General features: G+C 35.8%; 19 protein-coding genes. 16 read left to right on the top strand and 3 right to left on the bottom strand.

Annotated elements, in window-relative coordinates; translation table 11 throughout:
* The first annotated feature begins 53 nt into the window (after nucleotides 1–53).
* The 3 genes from WKT09_RS04180 (at nucleotide 54) to rpsR (ending at nucleotide 1,933) form a co-directional block, all read left to right on the top strand.
* On the top strand, nucleotides 54–1,013 hold the full coding sequence (locus WKT09_RS04180) for a proline dehydrogenase family protein (RefSeq protein ID WP_340414844.1): 960 nt from the start codon (nucleotides 54–56) through the stop codon (nucleotides 1,011–1,013).
* Between the two features lie 232 nt (nucleotides 1,014–1,245).
* The gene (locus tag WKT09_RS04175) at nucleotides 1,246–1,419 is read left to right on the top strand and encodes a hypothetical protein (RefSeq protein ID WP_340414843.1); all 174 of its coding nucleotides are present in this window, start codon (nucleotides 1,246–1,248) and stop codon (nucleotides 1,417–1,419) included.
* A 289-nt stretch (nucleotides 1,420–1,708) separates the two neighbouring features.
* A complete protein-coding gene (gene rpsR / locus WKT09_RS04170) occupies nucleotides 1,709–1,933 on the top strand; it encodes a 30S ribosomal protein S18 (RefSeq protein WP_336267751.1) in 225 nt (74 codons plus the stop codon).
* Between the two features lie 71 nt (nucleotides 1,934–2,004).
* Here the strand turns inward: rpsR and WKT09_RS04165 are convergent, their stop codons facing one another.
* A complete protein-coding gene (locus WKT09_RS04165; RefSeq protein ID WP_340414842.1) occupies nucleotides 2,005–2,487 on the bottom strand; it encodes a DUF1189 family protein in 483 nt (160 codons plus the stop codon).
* A gap of 222 nt (nucleotides 2,488–2,709) precedes the next feature.
* Between WKT09_RS04165 and WKT09_RS04160 the strand changes: the two genes are divergently transcribed.
* The 5 genes from WKT09_RS04160 to WKT09_RS04140 all read left to right on the top strand — a co-directional run bounded on the left by WKT09_RS04160 (nucleotide 2,710) and on the right by WKT09_RS04140 (nucleotide 9,556).
* Nucleotides 2,710–3,660, top strand: a complete 951-nt coding sequence (locus tag WKT09_RS04160) for a YybS family protein (RefSeq protein WP_340414841.1) — start codon at nucleotides 2,710–2,712, stop codon at nucleotides 3,658–3,660.
* Between the two features lie 20 nt (nucleotides 3,661–3,680).
* A complete protein-coding gene (locus tag WKT09_RS04155; RefSeq protein WP_340414840.1) occupies nucleotides 3,681–5,654 on the top strand; it encodes a DHH family phosphoesterase in 1,974 nt (657 codons plus the stop codon).
* Between the two features lie 3 nt (nucleotides 5,655–5,657).
* Nucleotides 5,658–6,104: a 50S ribosomal protein L9 gene (rplI, locus tag WKT09_RS04150; RefSeq protein WP_336267744.1), complete on the top strand. Its 447-nt coding sequence runs from the start codon at nucleotides 5,658–5,660 to the stop codon at nucleotides 6,102–6,104.
* A 91-nt stretch (nucleotides 6,105–6,195) separates the two neighbouring features.
* Complete coding sequence (dnaB, locus tag WKT09_RS04145; RefSeq protein WP_340414839.1) at nucleotides 6,196–7,560, top strand: replicative DNA helicase; 1,365 nt, start codon at nucleotides 6,196–6,198, stop codon at nucleotides 7,558–7,560.
* Nucleotides 7,561–8,269: 709 nt separating this feature from the next.
* Nucleotides 8,270–9,556 (top strand): adenylosuccinate synthase, encoded by a 1,287-nt coding sequence (locus tag WKT09_RS04140; protein WP_340414838.1) that lies wholly within the window; start codon nucleotides 8,270–8,272, stop codon nucleotides 9,554–9,556.
* On the opposite strand, the gene WKT09_RS04135 is transcribed toward WKT09_RS04140, so the two are convergent.
* The gene (locus WKT09_RS04135) at nucleotides 9,553–9,801 is read right to left on the bottom strand and encodes a hypothetical protein (RefSeq protein ID WP_340414837.1); all 249 of its coding nucleotides are present in this window, start codon (nucleotides 9,799–9,801) and stop codon (nucleotides 9,553–9,555) included. The two genes, WKT09_RS04140 and WKT09_RS04135, sit on opposite strands and share 4 nt — an antisense overlap.
* Before the next feature lie 218 nt (nucleotides 9,802–10,019).
* Between WKT09_RS04135 and yycF the strand changes: the two genes are divergently transcribed.
* The 7 genes from yycF to WKT09_RS04100 all read left to right on the top strand — a co-directional run bounded on the left by yycF (nucleotide 10,020) and on the right by WKT09_RS04100 (nucleotide 17,243).
* Nucleotides 10,020–10,727 carry a response regulator YycF gene (gene yycF / locus WKT09_RS04130; protein ID WP_340414836.1) on the top strand — a complete coding sequence of 236 codons (708 nt, stop codon included), beginning with the start codon at nucleotides 10,020–10,022 and terminating at the stop codon, nucleotides 10,725–10,727.
* A 5-nt stretch (nucleotides 10,728–10,732) separates the two neighbouring features.
* On the top strand, nucleotides 10,733–12,565 hold the full coding sequence (walK, locus tag WKT09_RS04125) for a cell wall metabolism sensor histidine kinase WalK (RefSeq protein ID WP_340414835.1): 1,833 nt from the start codon (nucleotides 10,733–10,735) through the stop codon (nucleotides 12,563–12,565).
* Nucleotides 12,562–13,851 (top strand): YycH family regulatory protein, encoded by a 1,290-nt coding sequence (locus WKT09_RS04120; RefSeq protein ID WP_340414834.1) that lies wholly within the window; start codon nucleotides 12,562–12,564, stop codon nucleotides 13,849–13,851. The genes walK and WKT09_RS04120 overlap by 4 nt, the downstream gene beginning before the upstream one ends.
* Nucleotides 13,851–14,759 carry a two-component system regulatory protein YycI gene (locus tag WKT09_RS04115; protein WP_340414833.1) on the top strand — a complete coding sequence of 303 codons (909 nt, stop codon included), beginning with the start codon at nucleotides 13,851–13,853 and terminating at the stop codon, nucleotides 14,757–14,759. The genes WKT09_RS04120 and WKT09_RS04115 overlap by 1 nt, the downstream gene beginning before the upstream one ends.
* 13 nt (nucleotides 14,760–14,772) lie before the next feature.
* Nucleotides 14,773–15,558, top strand: coding sequence for an MBL fold metallo-hydrolase (locus WKT09_RS04110; protein WP_340414832.1), 786 nt, complete (start codon nucleotides 14,773–14,775; stop codon nucleotides 15,556–15,558).
* A 78-nt stretch (nucleotides 15,559–15,636) separates the two neighbouring features.
* Nucleotides 15,637–16,956 carry a S1C family serine protease gene (locus tag WKT09_RS04105; protein WP_445323976.1) on the top strand — a complete coding sequence of 440 codons (1,320 nt, stop codon included), beginning with the start codon at nucleotides 15,637–15,639 and terminating at the stop codon, nucleotides 16,954–16,956.
* A gap of 65 nt (nucleotides 16,957–17,021) precedes the next feature.
* A complete protein-coding gene (locus tag WKT09_RS04100; RefSeq protein WP_340414831.1) occupies nucleotides 17,022–17,243 on the top strand; it encodes a cysteine-rich CWC family protein in 222 nt (73 codons plus the stop codon).
* Nucleotides 17,244–17,341: 98 nt separating this feature from the next.
* On the opposite strand, the gene WKT09_RS04095 is transcribed toward WKT09_RS04100, so the two are convergent.
* Nucleotides 17,342–17,890 (bottom strand): GNAT family N-acetyltransferase, encoded by a 549-nt coding sequence (locus WKT09_RS04095; RefSeq protein WP_340414830.1) that lies wholly within the window; start codon nucleotides 17,888–17,890, stop codon nucleotides 17,342–17,344.
* A gap of 270 nt (nucleotides 17,891–18,160) precedes the next feature.
* On the opposite strand from WKT09_RS04095, the gene WKT09_RS04090 reads away from it, so the two are divergent.
* A complete protein-coding gene (locus tag WKT09_RS04090) occupies nucleotides 18,161–25,087 on the top strand; it encodes a collagen binding domain-containing protein (RefSeq protein WP_340414829.1) in 6,927 nt (2,308 codons plus the stop codon).
* The last annotated feature ends 114 nt before the right edge of the window (nucleotides 25,088–25,201 follow it).

Below are 25,201 nucleotides of genomic sequence, written 5' to 3'. Positions count from 1 at the left end.
ATATAATCTTTATGTTGTAGTACATCATATTAAAATGAAATGGTGGGGTTCAAATGATAACAAAAGAAGAGAAACAATTCGCTGAAGCATTGAAATCCGTATCAAGAAATTTAAAAATTAAAGAATATATCCAGCAATCTCCTGAACTTTATCCTTTGTTTCAAAGGGCAGCGAAACGATTTGTAGCGGGAGAGGCAAAAAAAGATGGAATCGCTATTGGACAGAAGCTTACGGATTTGGGATACCGTATTTCTCTGGAGTTTATTGGTGAAAATACGATGAGCAGGGAAGCGTGTATACAAGCAAAGGATGAATTTTTAAGATTAATTCAAGCATGTGGAAAACAAGGATTACATACACGTATTTCTTTTGATTTATCGCATATTGGTTTAGTCATTGATCCGGAGTTTGCTTTGCAAAACTTATTAGAAATGGCGAAAGAAGCAAATAAATATGGTTTATCACTCATGATTAGTGCTGAGGAGTCTAATAAAGTCGAACGAGTGTTATCCGTCTATAAAAAAGCTGTATCTCAACATGAACATATCGGTGTAACCATTCAGGCGCAATTATATCGCTCCTTAGAAGATCTTAAGGAATTGCTAAACTATCCTGGCACCATTCGTTTAGTGAAAGGTGCGTTTCAAGAACCAGCAGATATTTGTATACCACGTTCTGATACTTTAAATGAACGGTATCTTGAATTGGTGGCTCTATGTGTACAAGCGAATCATGCTGTTTCCATTGCTACACACGACGAAACAATATATAAAAGAATAATAGAACAGGATTATTTTACAAAGCCATATGTAGAAGCGGAAATGCTCTATGGTGTACGCCCAGATCTTTGTAACCAGCTAAAAAGCGAAAAACGGCCAGTCCGAGTTTATGTAACATATGGAAGTGAATGGTATTTGTATTTCACCCATAGAATTGCAGAATATCCCCCGAACATGTATGTTGCAGTGAGAGATATGATTGAAGGGGCGGAAAATACTTTTGAATATTACTAAACATAGTGTTTGTGGTTATTTTGCAAATGAATGAACAGTATCATGCGTTTTTTATGTTAAACTATATGTAATAATATTTAGCAAATAGCAAATTAAATTGACGGAATCTTCAAACTAAGAGTGTTTGAAATGAATGGTTATGGATAAATGAGATGAAAAAAGTCGCGATAATAACAACATAATTTAAATTGTTTTTGAGGAACATAATTGGGGGAGAGAGGAGGAAAAGGGTATGATTCAAAAGTGGTTGTATCGTATTTTATCTATGATAGTTTTTATGGCATTATTTTTAGTTGATATAGTGGTGGTTGCTCCGTTTGCGACAAACGAGATAGTTGCTTCAGCTCTTGTGTTTGTGTTTTATCTGTATCTTATATATCTTATTAGTTTTCGTAAAGTTTTTTAGGAGGATTCGTTTTGAGCTCGGAATAATACAATTATTATTCCGTTTATTTTATTTCAATATAATCGTGAAAAATCTACTTTTATTATTGACAAAAAAATGTTTGTTTTATATGATAGAGGTTGCACATAAATAACATAAAATACACACATTTAGAATATTATCGTATGTTACACACACTTATAAGTATGATAATGTATTCTAAAACATTCGATTTTAAATGAGCAGACCACATTTGTGCGAAATAATGTGGCGATATAAAAATAAAATATAGTGCAAAGGAGAGATATTCATGAGACGTGGTCGTCCTAGACGTCGTAAAGTGTGTTATTTCACAGCAAACGGAATCACACATATCGACTATAAAGATGTGGAGTTATTAAAGAAATTTATTTCTGAACGTGGTAAAATTTTACCTCGTCGTGTAACTGGTACATCTGCTAAATACCAAAGAAAATTAACTATCGCAATTAAGCGTGCACGCGCTATGGCTTTACTTCCATACGTGAGCGAATAATAAAGAAACGGTTGCCTATTCATGTAGGACAACCGTTTTTTGTTCTTCTAACAATATTAATGAAATGTAATTTATTTTCTCCTCTTTGGATAAATCAGTATAATTTTTATCATGACAAACGTCATATAAACGAGTGCTAAAAAGACAAATAGAAACGTTAATGGATAAAAAAACGACAAAATAGTGAATACAAATACTGGAATAGTAATCGCAAAAGCAGACATCTTCCACATAATTGCATATGTTAACTTACGATCTAATAAACGTGCCGTAATCGTCATAATATAAGCAAATACAGATAATCCACTAAAAACAAGCACGACCAGTACTAAATAATAGAAAATAAAAAAGTAAATAAGTTTAAAAAATAACTGAATTTGTACACCATAGTCTGCCATCGTAATTTGGTCGATTAAGGCAGGTATAGATGCAATCGCTAATATAATAAATAGATAGATAACGGTTATATCCATTCCGATTCGGTTTAGTGCAAATGTATCTTTTTTCTTTGGTAACTTCAAACTATGATTACAAGCTTTTATAAATACATTCATCTATATTCTTCCTTTATGAAAAGTTATTCGTAAAATACTATATCACGTATTATACTTTACATACAGAAATAGCTCCCCCGTTGCATACTTCCAAAAAGAAAAACATGTCAAAATCTGCTATGATATTAGGTAGTGATGATGTCTAAATTGCTATATAAAATATAAAAATATGGCTTGGATATCGTCAAGGAAAGTTTTTGGATAAAAATGAAGAGGTGTTATATGAATAAATCAAATAAATTAACAGAAGGAGCATTATTGACGGCGGTATATATCGTCATCTTATTGTTTTTTGTTTTCGTACCGATCGTTGGACCAATTGGTATCTTTTTGTTACCAATTCCATTTGTCTTATATACAGAACGATATGGAGCGAAATCAGGCTTTTTCATGCTTATTGGTGCATTAATTTTAAGTGTGATATTTGCAACGATTATTGCACTTCCGATTACGTTGTTTATAGGTATTGGTGGTATCGTCATTGGATCTGCGATGAAACGAGGATTAAGACCATATGAGATATGGGCTCAAGGAACATTAGGCTTTATTATCGGCATTCTATTATTGTTTGCTTTTGCAGAAGTCGTTTTAAATATAAATATATATGAACAATTTGATGCAGCGCAAAAAGATTCCCTTCAAATGATGCAATCCATGGCTAATCAATTTGGAATTGTCGGTAATGATCTACAAATCGTGTTAGATCAGACGAAGGAACAACTAAATATGATGAAAGATTTAATTCCTGCGATGATTGCGATTATGGCTATCTTTTTAGCTCTTATTACACAATGGTTATCGTATAAAGTAATGAATCGATTACGTAGGGGAACATATCATTTCCCACCATTTCATCAATTTAATTTACCGACAGTCATTTTATGGTTTTATTTATTATCACTTATCGTTAGTCTTTTAGTAGAACAAAGCAGTTCCTTAGGGATTATTACGTTTAATATGATTACGTTAGGTTCTGTCTTACTAACGATTCAAGGAATATCGTTCATCTTCTTTTTCGCCAATATAAAGAAATTCTCCAAAGTAGCACCGGTTATTGTTGTTATTTTGACAGTTATTTTACCTTTTATCATGATGTTTATCATGCGATTTATTGGTATACTTGATTTAGGATTGTCGATGAAAAAGAGAATGGCGGAATCGAATAAAAAGTGAACGTATAGGGGTTGAACGAATTGAAGCGTTTTGAATTAAAAGATAAAATACGTCACTCGATGTGGGCGATTTTAGTTTTTACAATAATCATCTTACTGATTCTCTTTTATTATAATTGGGTCATTGGAATTGTGATGACGGTGTTCGCTGCTATCGTTTATTTTATGGCGAAAAGAGAACAAGAACAGTTGGATCAATTATATCGATCACATATGAATCAGTTAAGTTATCAAGTAGAGCAATCTGGAAAAGCAACCTTTTTACAAATGCCAATCGGAATCGTTATTTATAATGATGATTTCGATATAAAATGGGCGAATCCTTATATGGAAACATTATGTAAAGAGGAAGACTTAATTGGAAAGTCATTGTATATTTTTGGAGAGTCCCTTATTCATAAAATAAATCAAAAAGAAATGGAGACGATGCTAACCATTGATCCGTATGAAGTACATGTAAAAATTGCATCGGAAGGGCAAACATTGTACTTCTTTGATCGTACAGAGGAAAAAGCGTTAGAAAGGCGTTACGATGATGGATTGTTAGTACTCGCAAATATCTATTTAGATAATTATGAAGAAATCTCTCGTAATATGGATGATAGTTTAAAAAGTCGCCTAAATTCACTTATAACCGAAACGTTAAACCGCTGGGCTGCGAAACATAAATTTTATATAAAGCGAACATCTCAAGAACGTTTTATTGCAGTATTAACGAAAAAAGGTTTGCATGAGTTAGAAGAAACAAATTTTGATATATTAGATGAAATTCGTGAAGTGCGTGCAGAGGAAGGGCAGCAAAATCCAATTACAATTAGTATTGGAGTTGGAACCGGACATATGCTTATTCCTGAATTAGCACGTCTTGCACAATCGAGTTTAGATCTAGCTTTAGGTCGTGGTGGGGACCAAGTTGCGGTTCGTGATGAGTCTGGAAAAGTCCGTTTTTATGGCGGGAAAACGAATCCAATGGAAAAACGCACACGAGTGAGGGCACGCGTTGTTTCTCACGCATTGAAGGACCTTGTGGAACAAAGTAATAATGTCATCATTATGGGACATAAATCACCTGATATGGATTCATTAGGAGCAACGATAGGTGTTTTAAATATCGCACAGTCTAATGGTGTACCTGGTTATATTGTGTACGATGAAAATGATGTTACGACAGGGATTGAAAAAGTAGTAGATGAAGTAAAGAAAGAAGAAAATTTATGGAAGTTTTTCATTGGACCGGAAGAGGCAGAAGCAATTTGTACCGATAAAAGTTTAGTCGTCGTTGTAGATACACATAGGCCATCGTTAACAGCTCATGAAAAACTACTTCGTATGGCACATTATATTGTCGTTATAGACCACCATAGGCGTGGAGAGGAGTTTGTAGATCAACCGACTCTCGTCTATATGGAACCATATGCGTCATCGACTGCGGAGCTTGTAACAGAGTTAATTGAATATCAACCGAAAAAGAAAAAGTTGACAGCACTTGAAGCAACAGCGATGCTTGCTGGAATTATTGTCGATACAAAAAGCTTTGCCCTTCGAACAGGTTCACGTACATTCGATGCGGCATCGTATTTACGTTCAAAAGGAGCAGATCCTGTATTAATTCAACGGTTCTTAAAGGAAGATTTAGCAACTTTACGAAAACGAAATGAGTTAATTGAAAAGGCAACCGTGATTCATGATACAATAGCAATAAGTAAAGCAGATGCTGAAAAAACATATGGACAGATCGTTATCGCACAAGCTGCAGATACACTTTTAACCGTAGATAGTGTGACAGCATCATTTGTTATTGCACGCATTAACGAAGATACGATTGCCATTAGTGCACGTTCGTTAGGGGATGTGAATGTACAGCTAGTGATGGAAGCGATGGACGGTGGTGGACATTTAACAAATGCCGCTACTCAACTTGAAGGAATGTCCATTGATGAAGTAGAAGAGAAATTATTAGCCGTAATAAATGATCATATGGAAGGGAGAACATAAACGATGAAGGTAATTTTCTTACAAGACGTAAAAGGTAAAGGAAAAAAAGGCGAAGTGAAGGATGTACCAGTAGGGTATGCGAATAACTTCCTATTAAAAAATAAATTAGCAGAAGAGGCTACACCGGGAAATTTAAAGAAATTAAAAGCACAGGAAAATAAAAAGGCACAAATCGAAGCAGAAGAAAAACAAGAAGCAGAACAATTAAAAGCAACATTAGAAAAAGTAACAGTGGTCATTAAAGCAAAAGCAGGAGACGGTGGCCGTTTATTCGGATCGATTACGAGCAAACAAATAGCAGAAGCATTAAAGAAGGATCATAAAATTACAGTAGATCGTAGAAAAATCGATTTACAAGATCCAATTCGTGCTTTAGGACATACGAATGTACCGGTGAAGTTACATAGTGATGTAACAGGTACCATTCAAGTACATGTACAAGAACAATAGATGATGGCAAATAGGGACATAATAAAGTGATTATATGAAAAACTACTCACATTATGTCCCGATTTTTTTGTAAAGAGAGGTGGACAAAGTGATGGAACAACATGGTAGAACCCCACCACATAATATAGAAGCAGAACAAGCAGTAATAGGTGCTGTTTTTTTAGAGGCGGAGGCTTTTTCAACAGCTGCTGAGCGACTTACATCGAAGGACTTTTTTCGAGCGAGTCACCAAGTTATTTTTCAAGCGATGTATGAATTGTTTGAAAAGGGAGAACCAATTGATTTAGTTTCGGTGACAATTTTGCTTACAAACAAAGGAGAAATCGATGTTGCAGGTGGAGCGGTTTACTTAACAGAAATCGCAGAGTCTGTTCCGACAGCTGCGAATATTGATTATTATGCTCGTATCGTTGAAGAGAAGGCATTATTACGTCGTTTAATAAAAACAGCGACAGATATTGTGACGGAGAGTTTTGATAAGGAAGATTCGGTCGAAGCGGTATTGGATACTGCGGAAAAGAGTATTTTAGAAGTTGCGAACAAAAAGAATACGGGTGCGTTTAAACCGATTAAAGATGTCCTTATTAATGTATATGAAAATATTGAACAATTACACCATCAAGAAGATGAAGTTACAGGAATTCCTACAGGGTTTAAGGATTTAGATCGAATGACAGCGGGATTCCAACGAAATGATTTAATTATCGTAGCTGCTCGTCCATCTGTTGGGAAGACGGCATTCGCTTTAAATATTGCTCAAAATGTGGCCGTTCGCGCGAATGAAAATGTGGCGATTTTTAGTTTAGAGATGGGTGCAGAACAGCTTGTCCAACGTATGTTATGTGCAGAAGGGAATATTGATTCACAACGTTTACGAACTGGGAAGTTAGAGCAAGAAGATTGGGGAAAACTAACGATGGCGATGGGGAGTTTGTCCCATGCAGGTATATATATTGATGACACACCAGGCGTACGTGTGACAGATATTCGTTCCAAATGTCGTAGGTTAAAACAGGAACATGGTTTAGGCATGATTATCATCGATTATTTACAATTAATCCAAGGTAGTGAAGGTTCTCAAGAAAACAGGCAACAAGAAGTATCGGAAATTTCTCGTTCCTTAAAAGGACTTGCTAGAGAACTAGAGGTTCCACTTATTGCATTGTCACAGTTATCCCGTGGAGTAGAATCACGTCAAGATAAACGTCCGATGATGTCCGACTTACGTGAATCGGGAAGTATTGAGCAAGATGCGGATATCGTTGGTTTCTTATACCGTGATGATTATTATGATAAAGAGTCTGAACAACAAAATATTATCGAGATCATTTTAGCAAAGCAACGTAATGGTCCAACAGGAACGGTAGAACTTGCTTTCGTAAAGGAATATAATAAGTTCGTTGACTTAGATCGACGGTATGATGAAAGCAGTGTACCGCCGCCAATTCCTGTCTAAAGTTCAACTTTTCGTTTATTAGGTAGCTATTTTCATCAAATAGTTGAACAACCGCGAAAACAGATGCAATAATCAAGATTTGGATGCAACAACCGTGAAAACAGATGCAATAATCAAAATTCAGATGCAACAACCGCGAAAACAGATGCAATAAACAAAATTTAGATGCAATAAACGTGAAAACAGATGCAATAATCAAAATTGAGATGCAACAACCGCGAAAACAGATGCAATAATCAAAATTCAGATGCAACAACCGTGAAAACAGATGCAATAATCAAAATATGGATGCAACAACCGTGAAAACAGATGCAATAATCAAAATATGGATGCAACAACTGCGAAAACAGATGCAATAATCAAAATTCAGATGCAACAACCGTGAAAACAGATGCAATAATCAAAATTGAGATGCAACAACCGTGAAAACAGATGCAATAATCAAAATTGAGATGCAACAACCGCGAAAACAGATGCAATAATCAAAATTGAGATGCAACAACCGCGAAGACAGATGCAATAAACAAAATTGAGATGCAACAACCGCGAAAACAGATGCAATAATCAAAATTCAAATCCGAACAATTACAATAAAAATGCTATAAATGTTCGACTTTTTATTGACTTGTTATAGAAATATTGATAAACTTACAGATGGATTTAATAGAAAAATTAAAATGAAATTATAAATTATTAGCGGAGGTGCACGATGTCCTCAGTAGTTGTAGTTGGTACGCAGTGGGGCGATGAAGGGAAAGGGAAAATTACAGATTACCTTTCACAAAACGCAGAAGTAGTTGCTCGTTATCAAGGTGGAAATAACGCAGGTCATACGATTGTATTTGGTGGGGTAACATACAAGTTACACTTAATCCCATCTGGAATTTTTTTCTCTGACAAAGTTAGTGTATTAGGGAATGGAATGGTTATTGATCCGAAAGCTTTCATGGAAGAAATTAAATATCTTCATGATAAAGGTGTTTCTACTGATAACTTAAAAGTAAGCAATCGTGCTCATGTTATTTTGCCATATCATTTAAAATTAGATATTTTACAAGAAGAAGATAAAGGTGCAAACAAAATCGGTACGACGAAAAAAGGTATCGGTCCAGCATATATGGATAAAGCTGCACGTAGCGGTATTCGTATCGCAGATTTATTAGATAAAGAAGTGTTCCGTGCTAAATTGGAGCAAAACTTAGCGGAGAAAAACCGTTTATTTGAGAAGTTTTATGAAGTTGATCCAATTGATGTTGAAGACATTTTTGAAGAGTATTATGAATATGGTCAACAAATGGAAAAATATGTTTGTGATACATCTGTCGTGTTAAACGATGCATTAGATAATGGAAAGCGAGTGCTTTTCGAAGGTGCGCAAGGTGTTATGTTAGATATTGACCAAGGAACATATCCATTCGTTACATCTTCTAACCCAGTTGCGGGTGGAGTGACGATTGGTTCTGGTGTTGGCCCATCCAAAATTTCTACGGTTGTAGGAGTTTCAAAGGCTTATACGACACGTGTTGGGGATGGTCCTTTCCCAACGGAATTAACAGATGAGATTGGGGATCAAATTCGTGAAGTAGGTCGCGAATATGGTACGACAACAGGCCGTCCACGTCGTGTGGGTTGGTTTGATAGTGTGGTTGTTCGCCACGCTCGTCGTGTAAGTGGTATTACAGATTTATCTTTAAACTCACTAGATGTTTTAACTGGTATTGAAACATTAAAAATTTGTGTTGCGTACAAATACAAAGGTGAGATTATGGATGAATTCCCTGCTAGCTTACATGTGTTAGCAGAATGTGAACCTGTATATGAAGAATTACCAGGTTGGACAGAAGATATTACAGGAGTACGTTCTATCCATGATTTACCGACGAATGCGCGTAATTATTTAGAGCGAGTTGCTCAGTTATCTGAAATTCCTTTATCTATTTTCTCTGTCGGTCCTGACCGTACGCAAACAAATGTAGTACGTAGCGTATATCGTTAATATATTTTACGGTGGTATTTATCTATTAAGATAAATACCACCTTTTTTATGCTGTAAGTTGCAAGAATATGATGTGAAGTTGCAAGAATACCGGGTGAAGTTGCAAGAATCCCGGCCAAAGTTGCAAGAATACCGGTTAAAGTTGCAAGAATACAGGTTAAAGTTGCAAGAATACAGGTTGAAGTTGCAAGAATACAGGTTGAAGTTGCAAGAACCCAACTCCAAATCCACAAGAACGCAATCATCCCCCCCAATCGCCAACTTCACAAAAGGTAATTTGAATTTGTGTTGCATGTATTCCATCTATTTCCAAATGTTTTTGTGTAAATTGTTTTATTCATAACTTTATAAGTAGGAATAAAGACAATTCCCTTAAAATACGTTAAAATATAAGGATAGATAAAAATAAAAAGACTCATATTAATGTGGATATAAATAAAAACCTTTAAAGGAGTGGCTCATAGTGGCTTTAAAAATATTAGTTGTAGATGATGAAAAACCAATTGCTGATATATTGAAATTTAATTTAGTGAAGGAAGGATATGAAGTAGTCCTTGCGCATGATGGAGATACGGCGATTGAATTAGCGGAAACAGAGGATCCAGATTTAATCTTACTCGATATTATGTTACCAGGAAAAGATGGAAACGAAGTGTGTCGTGAAATAAGAAAAACGAAGACGATGCCGATTATTATGTTAACAGCGAAAGATTCCGAAATTGATAAAGTACTTGGCCTTGAATTAGGCGCAGATGACTATGTGACAAAACCTTTCAGTAACCGCGAATTAATCGCCCGTGTGAAGGCGAACTTACGTAGACAACAAGCCGTGCAAGAAGATGCACAAGTGCAACAGAAAAAAGATATTGAAATAGGTAACTTAAAAATCCATCCAGATGCATATAGTGTGTCACGTAATGGAGAACATGTGGATTTAACACATCGTGAATTTGAACTGTTTTATTATTTAGCAAGACATATCGGTCAAGTGATGACGAGAGAACACCTTCTCGAAACAGTATGGGGATATGATTATTTTGGGGACGTAAGAACAGTGGACGTTACAATTAGACGATTACGGGAGAAAATTGAAGAAGATCCGAGTAATCCGAATTGGATTGTCACAAGAAGAGGAGTAGGCTATTATTTACGCAACCCTGAAGAGGAGTAAATGATATGAAAAAAGTCGGTTTTTTTCGATCGATTCAATTAAAATTTATAATTATTTATATTTTGTTGTTAGTGATCGCTGTACAAGTGATTGGTTCTTATGTTGCTCGTGAACTAGAAGCAGAATTACTCGATAACTTTAAAGAAGCAACAAATGACCGTATCGATTTGCTTAGCTATAATGTAGAGCAAGCTTTTAATAAACAACGTACAGATGATCCTGAGGAACCGACATTACAAGAGGAAATTCAGGAAATTACGATTGATGTCGATCGAACTGGTGCGATGGTTCAAGTGATGAATAACCAAGGTCGTGTACTCGGGACGAATGATTATACTAATACAGAAATTATTGGTAAAAAGATTACGGAGGATACCGTACAACGTGCAATAAAGTTTAATACATCGATCGATAATACGTCTTTAAACGTAAATACGGGGGAACGGGTACTCGTGCGAGTAGAGCCTGTTGTCGATGATAATAACAATGTGCAAGGGGTTATTTATTTAGAGACGTCACTTGAAAGTGTATATGATCAGTTACAAAAAATAAATGACATTTTTCTAAAAGGGTCTGTTATTGCATTAATCGTCTCTGTTTTACTTGGAATCTTAGTAGCACGTGCCATAACGAAACCAATTTTAGAAATGCGTCAGCAAGCACAGACGATGGCTCGTGGAGATTTCTCACAAAAAGTAGAAGTGTATGGGTCAGACGAAATTAGTCAGTTAGCTGTCACATTTAATCACTTAAATGACCGTTTAAAACATTATATGGGTCAAATTGAAAATGAACAGCGTAAATTAGAGTCTGTACTCGAAAATATGACGGATGGTGTCATTGCAACAGATAGTAAAGGAGAAATTACGTTAATAAACGAAGCTGCTGGACGATTATTTAATGAAAATCCGATGCATTTATTAAATAAAGATTTATTAGCTTTATTAGAGTTAGAAGAAAAGGTAGAAGATATCATCCAACTACAGCAAAGTGGGACGCTCGTTCTCGATTATAGTCATGAAGAGGAAACACATTATGTTCGAGCGAATTTCTCGACACTTTATGATGACAATAGTGAAAAGGCTACAGGAATCATTACCGTATTAAGTGATGTAACGGAAGAGGAAAAAATTGAACAAGAACGCCGGGAATTCGTATCAAACGTCTCACATGAATTACGTACACCATTAACGACATTGCGCAGTTATTTAGAAGCTTTAACAGATGGTGCGTGGGAAGATCCTGATATTGCGCCGAAATTTTTAGAAGTAATTCAAAATGAAACCGAACGAATGATTCGAATGGTGAATAGTTTGTTACAGTTATCAAAAATTGATAGCAAAGAACAGCCATTAATGCGTGAAGTGGTTGATTTTCCAAAGTTTTTCCATCATATTATTGATCGTTTTGAAATGAATGTAAAAGATGGAAATATTACGTTTAAACGAATTATTCCAGATGAATCTTATTTCGTGTATATTGATAAAGATAAAATGACACAAGTGTTAGATAATATTATTTCTAATGCAGTGAAATATTCACCAGATGGTGGGTGTATTACGTGCCGCGTACAGAAAGATATCCGTCAAATTATCGTTAGTATACAAGATGAAGGAATTGGAATTGAATACGAAAAATTAGATAAAATTTTCGATCGTTTTTACCGTGTCGATAAGGCTCGTACACGTCAACTTGGTGGAACAGGCTTAGGATTAGCTATTACACGTGAATTAGTCGAATCACATTATGGACGAATTTGGGCAAGTAGTAAAGAAGGAAAAGGAACGACCATTCACTTTACATTACCGCTCAACAATAAGCGGAGGAGACAACAATGAGTTACGAAACAGTTAAATCATTTATTTTAGTCGTCTTAATCGCTATTAGCTTTTTGTTATCTTTCATCTTATGGAGTTATCAGCCAAATTATGATTATTTATATAGTGCGGATTATGTCAACGAGGTGGACATCGGTGGAGATGAGAGAGGAAAAAATGAATTATTAATCCCAAATAAAATCATTCTTCGAGAGGGAGAAAAAGCGACTGGATTTTATGATATGTTGGAACAACAGGAATTATTCCAGTCCATTAAATCTTGGGAGCTTTCTGATTATACATTAAAAGAAGTGGAAGGACGACCAAATGATAAAAATTATGTAGAGCTTGTCTTTCCACCGAAAACGCCAGTGGAACTCGTTTCAACGATTTTAACTTTTCGCGAAACACCAGAGTTACCGAACTGGACTTTTTCAAGAATGTTTTTACGAATGAACGAAGAATCAAATACATTACAATTGGCCATTTTATCTGATGATAATACGAAGATGATAGAAGCAACCGTGGATAAAACAGATGCTTACGATATTGTTCAATCACATTACTCTAACAAAGAAGCATTAGCGCCATATGTAACATTAGAAGAAGGAGATCATGTCATTTATGTAAAGTCAGGTCCCGTACAATTAAAAGAAAAAACATTTGTCGCAAGTAGAATTAAACCTGATTTATTCATTAATGCGTTATTTACCAACCCGAATTTAGTGACACAAAATATGAAAGAAGCATATTTTACAGATGGACAAAGAGGGATGCGAATCGTTCAAGACGGGAGATTATTGCAGTTCATTAATCCATTGCAAGAAAAATTCGAGCATTCCAGTGCATTAGAATTACTCGATAAAAGTGTGAATAATATTAATGAACATAAAGGATGGACGAATAATTACTATATAGAAAGTATTCGACCTGATGTTTCAAATATTCGTTATCGTCTGCATTATGCTGGATATCCTGTGTACCATTATGGCAATTTAACTATTATCGAACAATCATGGCGGGAGCAAGACTTACATGAATACAATCGCCCGCTCATTCGTATCGGTAACTTATTAAATGCCCGTGATATTGAACTGATCTCCGGGGAAGAATTGATTGCCTATTTACAAACGGATCATGATATGGAACTAGATAAAATAGAAGACATAGAACTTGGTTATATGTTAAATTTTTTAGAGGATGATCATAGTTTAACATTGGAACCACAATGGTCTGTTTATTATGAAGGACAGTGGACAAGGTTTAATGTAGCTGAATATGAACGACAAAGAGGAGGGGATTTATAATGCATTGGGGACAAATTAAGACGTTATTAATCCTCAGCTTCCTCCTGTTAGATATTTACTTATTTACGCAATTTTTAGAGAAAAAAGAGGTCGCAGATATTGGCGTTATCGAGCATGAACCATCAACGATTGAAGAACAGTTGAACGCAGAATCGATTACGATCAAAGAATTGCCAGATCAGGAATATGAAGAAACATATATTTCACTGAAACAGCATTTATTTACGAAAGATGAGTTAAAGGATGTATCAAATGTACCAAAACAAGAGTCATTTATATTGAATCAAAATATGGTCGTTTCCATCTTGGATAAAGAGGTCGCATTACCAAGTAAGAAAACAGATGCGAATATGAATGACTTCTTAGCATCGTTTGCGTACTATGGAGAAGAGTATACATTTTGGGAAAGAAATGAAGAAAAAAATGTCCTCATTTATTTTCAAAATAAATTAGATCGTACCATTTATTATAATGATAAAGGGATTATTTTAGTCTTTTTAAATGATGATAATGAAGCGACGCATTATATTCAAACGATGTTAGGGGAAGAAGAAACAGTCGCTGAAAAGCGCGAGCTTATTACGCCAATGCGTGCAATTGAAACATTGTATAATGCCAATGCGTTATTTGCTGGAGATGAAATTACCCGTGTAAACATTGGATTCCATACGAGGGTCCCATTTGAAAGTGATGTACAAGTATTCGTGCCGATTTGGAAAATTACGGTCAATGACGATCATAATTACTTTGTGAACGCTATTGAAGGATTTATTTTCTCCACAGATGAAGAAGAGTTTTTTGATGAAGTGACGACAACGATGATGAAAAGACTGGATATTCAAAAAGGACAAAACAAAAAACTAAAAGAAATTTTGCAAGATATTGAGGAAAGAAAAGGAATACGATGAGGTGAATAGAGAGATGACATTACGCTTTAGCGTACTCGCATCAGGTAGTACAGGAAATGCCTTTTATATTGAATCAAGTAAAACGAGATTGCTGATCGATGCAGGGTTAAGTGGGAAACAAATTGATCGTTTGTTCCACGAAGCAGATTTAGACCCGAACAAATTAGATGGCATTTTAGTGACGCATGAACATAATGATCATATAAAAGGATTAGGAATTGTCGCGCGAAAATATAATTTACCAATTTACGCAAATGAAAAAACATGGAATGCGATGGAACACCAACTCGGAAAGTTAACGACAGACCAGAAATTTCATTTTGCAGCAAATAGTGTGAAAACATTTGCAGATATGGACGTTGAGTCATTTTCAGTTTCACATGATGCGGCAGATCCGATGTTTTTTACATTCCGTCATAACGATAAAAAGGTCGCACTAGTGACAGATTTAGGGTACGTATCTGAAAGAATTAAAGATACGATTAAAGGTGCAGATGCCTATGTGTTTGAGTCGAATCATGATGTGAGTATGTTACAGATGGGGAGCTATCCATGGAGTGTTAAACAACGTATTTTAGGTGATTCCGGACACGTAAGCAATGAAGATTGTGGATTGGCATTATGTGATGTAATTGATCATAATACGAAACGTGTATACTTAGCCCATTTAAGTAAAGATAATAATATGAAAGACTTGGCAAGAATGTCGGTAGATCAAGTGTTGCGTGAACGTGGCATTGAAATGAATTTATTTGATACGGATCCAAACTTCCCAACACCAGTCTATGAAGTAATTTAAATAATTTAGACATATGTTTTCATTATTTGTAAAACATATAAAGATATAGCTTCTATTAGAATGAGAGGAGTTATTCAAATGAATGAAGACAATGAGAAGCATATGGTAGATGAGCAGGAGCACGATAAAACAGAACAGGATAGAAATGATACAGCACAAACGCCACCAGAGCAGAAACAAGAGGAAGAAGTTTGTGTTGCAAAGATGGAACCAGAAAATCCGCCCAAGACAAAGGCAAACGGTTGGCTCATGCCGATTTTAATCGGTTTAGGGGTAGGGATTTTATTATTGCTCGTCATTTATCCGAATTTTACAGGTGAAAATCGAGATATTAATGATGGCATATTAAATGAAGATAGTGAAGGAAACGAAGCACCCTCTACACCAAGCAAGGTAGAAAAAGTAAATGTGGATGTGACTACACAAGTGACAGACATTGTTGAAAATGTCTCCCATGCAGTTGTCGGTGTAACAAATTTACAGTCACGAATGGATTTTTGGGAAGAAGCAGAATCAGATGAAGCTGGAACTGGTTCAGGTGTTATTTTTAAAAAAGATAAAAAATATGCTTATATTGTAACGAACCACCATGTCGTCGAAGGTGCCGACACGGTGGAGGTCGTTTTAAATGATGAATCAACAATAGAAGCAAAGCTCCTCGGAACGGATTTGTTTACAGATTTGGCAGTCCTACGTGTCCATGCAGATGAGGTAGGAGAACCGATTGAATTAGGTGTGTCCGAAAATGTAAAGGTTGGTGAACCTGTCATCGCTATAGGAAATCCATTAGGCCTCATGTTTGCTGGATCTGTCACACAAGGGATTATTAGTGGGAAACAACGAACGATTCCACAAGATTTTAACCAAGATGGGCAACCAGATTGGCAAGCTGAAGTACTTCAAACAGATGCTGCGATTAACCCTGGAAACAGTGGTGGTGCTCTTATTAATATGTCAGGTCAACTGATTGGCATTAACTCGATGAAAATTAGCCAAAATATTGCACAAGGAATTGGATTTGCCATTCCAATCGATATTGCAGAACCAATCATGTCTGAATTAGAAACAGATGGAACGGTAACGCGTGCATATTTAGGAGTAGAAATATATTCCTTAGAAGAAGTACCACGATCTGAGTGGACATCGACATTACAACTTCCAGATAATATAGAAGGTGGAATTTATATTTGGAGTATTGAACCACTCTCACCAGCGGATAAAGCAGGTTTAAAACGATTAGACGTCATTACAGAATTCAATGGTGAAAAGGTGTTAAACACACTTGATTTAAGACGTATACTATACAATGAATTAGAGATCGGTGATGAAGTTTCGATTGTTTATTACCGTGATGGAGAAAAACATAAAGCAAATATTACATTAACAGAGCAACCATAAACAAAGTTTAAGCTGGTATGTCCATTTTGGCGATGCCAGCTTTTTTCTATAGGAGGAATGAAACGATGCAAGAAATTTGTCCACTATGTGCAAAACAAAATAAATGTGAAGCGGAATTATCCACATGTTGGTGTATGCATATAACATTGTCTGAAAAAGTAAAAAAGGCTTTACAATCAATCTCTATTGAAGAGGGTTGTATTTGTAAAGCGTGTTTAAAGCAATTATCGTATGAGGAAAAGTTATCCACAATTTATTCGAATTATTCACAAACGGTGGATAAGTGATACGAACATTCGTTTTCACCACATTATATAGTATAAAAATGGAAAAAGTGAACTACATATACGCATTTTTGTGCATATGTGTATAAGTTTGTGGATATTCATTTTTTCTCGTCCCATTCTCTCGCTAACATACTGTATAAAACATGGTCAACATAAGTACCGTAAAGTTTTTCTGCCTCACGAATAATACCTTCTTTTGTAAAACCTAATCTTTCGGGAATTGCCCGGCTTCGCTTATTTTCCGTCGCTACTCTAATTTCGATTCGATTAAATGCTAAATGTTTAAACCCATATTGGATAAAGGCAGAAACAGATTGTGTTACGATTCCTTTGCCTTGCATCGATTCAGCAAGCCAATATCCAATGGATGCGATTTTATTGATCTGGTCAATTCGGTTAAATCCGATTACTCCGACTAGACTTCCTTCATAAAAAATACCTGCAACAATTTCTTTAAAATCAATATATGCTTCAAGTGAATTTCGTATAAAAGTTAGCGAATCTTCCTCCGACTGAATGTGATCTAACCATGGTAACCATTCCTTTAAATATTCTCTAGAACTATTTGTAATGTTATATAAATCTCCCGCATCTCTTGCAGAAAGAGTTTGAAGGGAGATTTTTTCATTTATTTGTAATTGGAGCATTTATATCACCTCATTTTTTGATATATTTTCATAATTGTAACAAATTTTCGATAAAATTGTGAATCCTCACAAAACAGTATTTTAGAACTATTTACTTTTTTGGATAAAATATCCAATTTTATAATTTGTTTAGTAGCTGTTTGTTAAATTATTAAGAGTGTATATGATGAAAGTTTATCATATCACTGTTAATAGTGGAAAAAGCTACAAGAGAATTATTTTTCTGTGATGTTTTGTAGCTCTTTAATAAAAATAATGGGAGGGTTAGTAATGTTTAAAAAGCTAAATTTATTTGTTCTCATTCTTTTAATCGTTGGACAAACAATCTTGGCTCCAATTTCAGGCATATCAGTTATTGGTGCTACAAGTAATGAAAACGAAGAAGAAGTAAATAATGAGAACGAAATAGTCATAGATGAGGTAGATAAAACTGAATTGGAAACCTTGTTGGAAGACTATGAAGCATTAGAATTAGAAGAGTTTACAGAAGTTTCTGTCGCTTCATTATTAAAAGTTGTGGAGGAAGCAGAGAAGATTTTCGAAGCTGACGAAGCAACAGAGCAAGAGGTTGAAGAAATTGCGGAGAATTTAGAAAAAGCAATTGAAAACTTAGAAATGGAAGAAGTGACAGAGGAATCAAAAGCTGATGAAAATAACTCTGTTGAAGAAGATATAGAGAAAGAAGTTTCATCAGGACAAAAAAGTTTTTCATATGAAAATCAAGCAAACGAAGAGGAAGAAGTAAAAGAAAGAGATACTGTGGAAGAACCTAAAGTATCTACGTTTGCAAATGATGATAGCATTACAACGGCTTCAGAAAAAAATGGGTTTCATTTCTCATTAAGTAAACTATTAGACTACAATCAGCAAGAAGTAAATGAAGAAAACCCATTAGAAATATCAAGTGAAAGTCAATTTTTTGTAGAATATGAGTGGAGATTTGATAATGACCACGGGTATGAAGCAGGAGATTCAGTATCATTCAATTTACCACCACAATTAAAAGTTGAACAAGAGATAACGGGAGAAATTGAATTTGAAGGTACAAAAATGGCAGAATATGTAGTCGGAACGGATGGGACGATTACATTAACATTTACTTCATTAGTTACAGAGTTATCAGAAGTAAGTGGAACGTTTTTTGTACTTTCTAAATTAGACGAATCGGAAGTCGTAATTGAAGATGGCGAAATTGTTATTGGGCCGATGGAAGATGGGCAAGAAATTAAAGTGCCAGTAAAAACAGAAAACCAAGAAGCAACGATTTCAAAACAAGGTGTACCAATTCCACCATTTAGTCCGGATGAAATTAAATGGACCATTGAAGTGAATACACAACAAACGAAACATACAGATGGTGTCATCCGAGATGTATTACCGGAAGGATTGTCGTATAAAACTGGAACATTAACGATTGATGGGGAAGAAGCAGAAGATCCGACTGTAAATGGTCAAGAGTTATCAATCAATGTTGGGGAATTTACAGGAAAGAAAACGATTGAATTTATTGCGGAAATTAAGGATGAAGATGCTGGAAATTATGTAAACAACGCTTATTTTGAAAGTAATCAAACAGATGAAATCGATGCATCAGCATCCGTTGATATTAAACGTGGAAAGCCGTTAGAAAAAAAGGCTGGTCATTATGATCCTGTAAAGCGTACGATTGAATGGACAGTTAATCTGAACTTCGATAATAAAGAAATAGATGCACAAGAGTTAGTGGACTCATGGGATGTAGACATGACGTTAGTCGAAGATTCTTTGACATTAACGAAAGTGACTTTAGATGAGCACGGAAACCCACAACCAACAGAAGATACGGCGGACGTTTCAATTGTTGAATCCTCTAATACTGGTTTTAAGGCAAGCATTCCAGCATTAGAAGGTCCGTATCAGTTAAAGTATAAAACGAAATTAGCTGAACGTGTTGTTGGCGAGAATGTAAAAGTGAGTAATACAGTAGGTTGGAACGGGGAAGAAGAGCCAGCAGAAAAAGAAGTGCAACCTAGTGTAGGATATAAAGGTTATAATGTTGACTATAGCAACCAAACGATTACGTGGACTGTTGGATACAATACAGATAAGCAAAAAATGACGAATACGAAGATTACCGATACGATTCAACAAGGGATGGAACTTATCGGTGGAGTAGAGGGTATTAAAGTAATCAATCTGGATAATAACGGTGAAGTTGTTGCAAATGCAGAAATTGCATATGATGAATCAACTAAAACAATTACGGTAAATATTCCAGGAGAAATCGATTATGCATTTCAGGTAGTGTATACAGTGTCATATGATTACCGTGCATTAGATGGATTAGACGAGAAGAAGTTTTCAAATATAGCATATATCGATTGGGAGGAAAACCCTGGAGATAAACCGGATGAAAAACCAAGTGATTTTGGGCCAAATCCTGAAACACAAAATGATGGGTCAAAATCAGGTTCGTACGATCCAGAAACAAAAGAAATAACGTGGACGATCATTACGAACTATCAACAAAATGAATATGAAAGTTTATTCGTTAGAGATGTATTAGAAGGAAATCAAAAATTAATAAACGATTCCATTACTGTATCTGAAGTCGAAATAGAAGCATGGGGAGCGATTGGACCAGAGAAAAAACGAGAAGATATCACTCCAGAAATTACAGAAGATGGATTTACCGTTGATTTAGGTCCAACATCTAAAACGTATAAAATTGAATATAAAACATCATTAGAAGGGTTATCCGATATTGCAAAGCAGTATAAAAACACTGCATATGTAACGAGTGATGATAGTGAGGTTACGGAATTACCAGCGACTGTAGATATTACACATGGTGGTAATTATGTAAATAAAACAGGGGCTCAAAATGGTAGTTTAATTGATTGGTCTGTTACGGTGAATGCGACGCAAGCAACATTACAAGATGTAACATTAACAGATACATTAAATAACGACCAAGAATTCATTGAAAATAGTGTAAAAGTGTATGCTACTAATCCAGGAACGACTGAAAAGGCGGATGAATTATCAAAAGATAAGTATGAAGTTGATATTGATACTGCTGGAGAAGATACACAAACGTTAACTATTTCATTTAATGAGCAAATTGATCGTACGTACATTGTAGAATATTCTACGATTTACTTTGCAGGACACCAAGAAGAAGTAGAGAATAGTGTAAAAGTGACAGCTTCAAATGTAACAGAAGAGAACGGGTATGAAGATAGTAGTAAGGTAGAAATAGTCCAATCTGGCGGAGGAACTGGATCAGGTAAAGTTGGATATTTAAAAGTAGAAAAGGTATCTGATGATGGTGAGCCGTTAGAAGGGGTTACATTTAAATTATTAGATAAAACTGGTCAAGAATTACGTGTTGGTACTTCTGATGAAGACGGGATTATTGACTTTAAACGTTTACGTTATGGAAAATATGATTTAGTCGAAGTGGAAACCGTAGAAGGATTTATCCAATTAGAGGAACCAATTGAAATAGAAATTAATCAACCATATGATGCGGAAAATCCAGATACAATTCAAACAGTAGAAGTTGTAAATGAAAGAGAATCCAAAGAACCAGAGCTATGTGAAGAATTCGAAATCCGTGCTGAAGATGAAGCAGGAAAAGAAATTACTTCTATCGTAGTGAAAGATGCAGACGGAGAAGTAATTGCAGAGTCAGAAACAGATTCTATTATTCTAGAACGTGAAAAAGTGGAAGAAGGTACGTACACAGTAGAAGTAACGACAGAAGATGGCCGCTCTATTTCAGAAGAAATTGAAGTAGTATATGAAGAAGAGTGTAAAGACGCAGTCGTTCTAACAGTACCGGCACCAGAACTATGTGAGGAATTTGAAATCCGTGGTGAAGACGAAGCAGGAAAAGAAATTACTTCAATCGTTGTCACAGACAAAGATGGTAATGAAGTAGCGAAATCTGACACAGATTCAATTACTTTAGATCGTGAAAAAGTAGAAGAAGGCACATACACAGTAGAAGTAACGACAGAAGACGGTCGCTCTATTTCAGAAGAAATTGAAGTAGTGTTTGAAGAAGAGTGTAAAGACGCAGTCGTTCTAACAGTACCGGCACCAGAACTATGTGAGGAATTTGAAATCCGTGGTGAAGACGAAGCAGGAAAAGAAATTACTTCAATCGTTGTCACAGACAAAGATGGTAATGAAGTAGCGAAATCTGACACAGATTCAATTACTTTAGATCGTGAAAAAGTAGAAGAAGGCACATACACAGTAGAAGTAACGACAGAAGACGGTCGCTCTATTTCAGAAGAAATTGAAGTAGTGTTTGAAGAAGAGTGTAAAGACGCAGTCGTTCTAACTGTACCAGCACCAGAACTATGTGAAGCATTCGAAATTCGTGCTGAAGATGAAGCAGGAAAAGAAATTACTTCTATCGTAGTGAAAGATGCAGACGGAGAAGTAATTGCAGAGTCAGAAACAGATTCAATTATTTTAGATCGTGAAAAAGTAGAAGAAGGTACGTACACAGTCGAAGTAACGACAGAAGACGGTCGCTCTATTTCAGAAGAAATTGAAGTAGTGTATGAAGAAGAGTGTAAAGACGCAGTCGTGATCACTGTACCAGCACCAGAACTATGTGAAGAATTTGAAATTCGTGGTGAAGACGAAGCAGGAAAAGAAATTACTTCTATCGTAGTGAAAGATGCAGACGGAGAAGTAATTGCAGAGTCAGAAACAGATTCAATTATTTTAGACCGTGAAAAAGTAGAAGAAGGTACGTACACAGTCGAAGTAACGACAGAAGACGGTCGCTCTATTTCAGAAGAAATTGAAGTAGTGTTTGAAGAAGAGTGTAAAGACGCAGTCGTTCTAACTGTACCAGCACCAGAACTATGTGAAGAATTTGAAATCCGCGCTGAAGATGAAGCTGGAAAAGAAATAACTTCAATTGTTATCACAGACAAAGATGGTAATGAAGTAGCGAAATCTGACACAGATTCAATTATTTTAGATCGCGAAAAAGTAGAAGAAGGCACGTACACAGTCGAAGTAACGACAGAAGACGGTCGCTCTATTTTAGAAGAAATTGAAGTAGTGTTTGAAGAAGAGTGTAAAGACGCAGTCGTATTAACTGTACCAGCACTAGAACTATGTGAAGAATTTGAAATCCGTGCTGAAGATGAAGCAGGAAAAGAGATTACTTCAATCGTTGTCACAGACAAAGATGGTAATGAAGTAGCGAAATCTGACACAGATTCAATTATTTTAGATCGCGAAAAAGTAGAAGAAGGCACGTACACAGTCGAAGTAACGACAGAAGACGGTCGCTCTATTTCAGAAGAAATTGAAGTAGTGTATGAAGAAGAGTGTAAAGACGCAGTCGTTCTAACTGTACCAGCACCAGAACTATGTGAAGAATTTGAAATCCGTGCTGAAGACGAAGCAGGAAAAGAAATTACTTCAATCGTAGTGAAAGATGCAGACGGAGAAGTAATTGCAGAGTCAGAAACAGATTCAATTATTTTAGAACGTGAAAAAGTAGAAGAAGGCACATATACAGTCGAAGTAACGACAGAAGATGGCCGCTCTATTTCAGAAGAAATTGAAGTAGTGTATGAAGAAGAGTGTAAAGACGCAGTCGTTCTAACTGTACCAGCACCAGAGTTATGTGAAGAATTTGAAATCCGTGGTGAAGATGAAGCAGGAAAAGAGATTACTTCAATTGTTGTCACAGACAAAGATGGTAATGAAGTAGCAAAATCTGACACAGATTCAATTACTTTAGATCGTGAAAAAGTAGAAGAAGGCACATACACAGTCGAAGTAACGACAGAAGATGGCCGCACTGTAACAGAAGAAATTGAAGTAGTGTATGAAGAAGAGTGTAAAGACGCAGTCGTTCTAACAGTCCCAGCACCAGAACTATGTGAAGCATTCGAAATTCGTGCTGAAGACGAAGCAGGAAAAGAAATTACTTCTATCGTAGTCACAGACAAAGACGGTAATGAAGTAGCGAAATCTGACACAGATTCAATTACTTTAGATCGTGAAAAAGTAGAAGAAGGTACGTACACAGTCGAAGTAACGACAGAAGACGGTCGCTCTATTTCAGAAGAAATTGAAGTAGTGTTTGAAGAAGAGTGTAAAGATGCAGTCGTGATTACAGTTCCAGCACCAGAACTATGTGAGGAATTCGAAATTCGTGGTGAAGACGAAGCAGGAAAAGAAATTACTTCAATCGTTGTCACAGACAAAGACGGTAATGAAGTAGCGAAATCTGATACAGATAAGCTAGTCTTAGATCGCGAAAAAGTAGAAGAAGGCACATATACAGTAGAAGTAACGACAGAAGATGGTCGCTCTATTTCAGAAGAAATCGAAGTAGTATACGAAGAAGAGTGTAAAGACGCAATCGTGATTACAGTTCCAGCACCAGAACTATGTGAGGAATTCGAAATTCGTGGTGAAGACGAAGCAGGAAAAGAAATTACCTCAATTGTTGTTACAGACAAAGATGGTAATGAAGTAGCAAAATCAGACACAGATAAGCTAGTCTTAGATCGTGAAAAAGTAGAAGAAGGCACATATACAGTAAAAGTAACGACAGAAGATGGTCGCACTGTAACAGAAGAAATCGAAGTAGTGTATGAAGAAGAATGTAAAGATGCAGTCGTGATCACAGTTCCAAAAGAAGCAGCAGATATTTGTGAAGATGTTGATATTACGATTACAAAAGATGGTAAACCATCTAAAGAGAAAGAATATACCTTTACATCTGAAGACGGAAAAATCAAAGTAACTATAAAAACAGATGAAAATGGTAAAGCGAAGGTAGACCGAGATAAGTTACCGAATGGAAAATACGTTGTAACGGACGTAGATGGAAATGAGGTAGGTACAGTCGAAATTACAGATGATTGTATCGTCAAATTAGACATTACGGCACCTTCTAATGATGAACCAGTAAAAGATAAAGATACCGACACACCAACAAAGACAACAGATAAAGAAAAAGATGAAGAGATTGTTCCTGGAGAGGATCCAGCTAAACCGGGTACTTCTACTTCGCAACCAACGGTAGATCCAGAAACACCTGAAAAACCTGGTGACAAGTTACCTAACACAGCAACACAAGTGTTTAATCTTCTCGCAATTGGATTAGGTATTTTATTAGCGGGACTATCAATATTCTTTATCGCAAGGAGAGGAAAACAAGCATGATCAAGAAACTACCATAAGCTCACATTAGCTTATGGTAGTTTTTTTTATAGGCAAAATGATTCTATTTTCGATGAACTTTTTCTGAAAATATAAAACTTATTTTTACAAATTTTA

The organism is Pseudogracilibacillus sp. ICA-222130 (assembly GCF_037892545.1).
Taxonomy (GTDB): domain Bacteria; phylum Bacillota; class Bacilli; order Bacillales; family Amphibacillaceae; genus Pseudogracilibacillus.
Note: the sequence above shows the minus strand (reverse complement) of the source record. Positions and strands in the feature narration are given on the sequence as shown.

Coding starts and splice junctions, on each gene's coding strand:
- WKT09_RS04180 (WP_340414844.1), top strand. CDS start 54: ATGATAACAAAAGAAGAGAAACAATTCGCTGAAGCATTGAAATCCGTA.
- WKT09_RS04175 (WP_340414843.1), top strand. CDS start 1,246: ATGATTCAAAAGTGGTTGTATCGTATTTTATCTATGATAGTTTTTATG.
- rpsR (WP_336267751.1), top strand. CDS start 1,709: ATGAGACGTGGTCGTCCTAGACGTCGTAAAGTGTGTTATTTCACAGCA.
- WKT09_RS04165 (WP_340414842.1), bottom strand. CDS start 2,487: ATGAATGTATTTATAAAAGCTTGTAATCATAGTTTGAAGTTACCAAAG.
- WKT09_RS04160 (WP_340414841.1), top strand. CDS start 2,710: ATGAATAAATCAAATAAATTAACAGAAGGAGCATTATTGACGGCGGTA.
- rplI (WP_336267744.1), top strand. CDS start 5,658: ATGAAGGTAATTTTCTTACAAGACGTAAAAGGTAAAGGAAAAAAAGGC.
- dnaB (WP_340414839.1), top strand. CDS start 6,196: ATGGAACAACATGGTAGAACCCCACCACATAATATAGAAGCAGAACAA.
- WKT09_RS04140 (WP_340414838.1), top strand. CDS start 8,270: ATGTCCTCAGTAGTTGTAGTTGGTACGCAGTGGGGCGATGAAGGGAAA.
- WKT09_RS04135 (WP_340414837.1), bottom strand. CDS start 9,801: ATGATTGCGTTCTTGTGGATTTGGAGTTGGGTTCTTGCAACTTCAACC.
- walK (WP_340414835.1), top strand. CDS start 10,733: ATGAAAAAAGTCGGTTTTTTTCGATCGATTCAATTAAAATTTATAATT.
- WKT09_RS04120 (WP_340414834.1), top strand. CDS start 12,562: ATGAGTTACGAAACAGTTAAATCATTTATTTTAGTCGTCTTAATCGCT.
- WKT09_RS04115 (WP_340414833.1), top strand. CDS start 13,851: ATGCATTGGGGACAAATTAAGACGTTATTAATCCTCAGCTTCCTCCTG.
- WKT09_RS04110 (WP_340414832.1), top strand. CDS start 14,773: ATGACATTACGCTTTAGCGTACTCGCATCAGGTAGTACAGGAAATGCC.
- WKT09_RS04105 (WP_445323976.1), top strand. CDS start 15,637: ATGAATGAAGACAATGAGAAGCATATGGTAGATGAGCAGGAGCACGAT.
- WKT09_RS04100 (WP_340414831.1), top strand. CDS start 17,022: ATGCAAGAAATTTGTCCACTATGTGCAAAACAAAATAAATGTGAAGCG.
- WKT09_RS04095 (WP_340414830.1), bottom strand. CDS start 17,890: ATGCTCCAATTACAAATAAATGAAAAAATCTCCCTTCAAACTCTTTCT.
- WKT09_RS04090 (WP_340414829.1), top strand. CDS start 18,161: ATGTTTAAAAAGCTAAATTTATTTGTTCTCATTCTTTTAATCGTTGGA.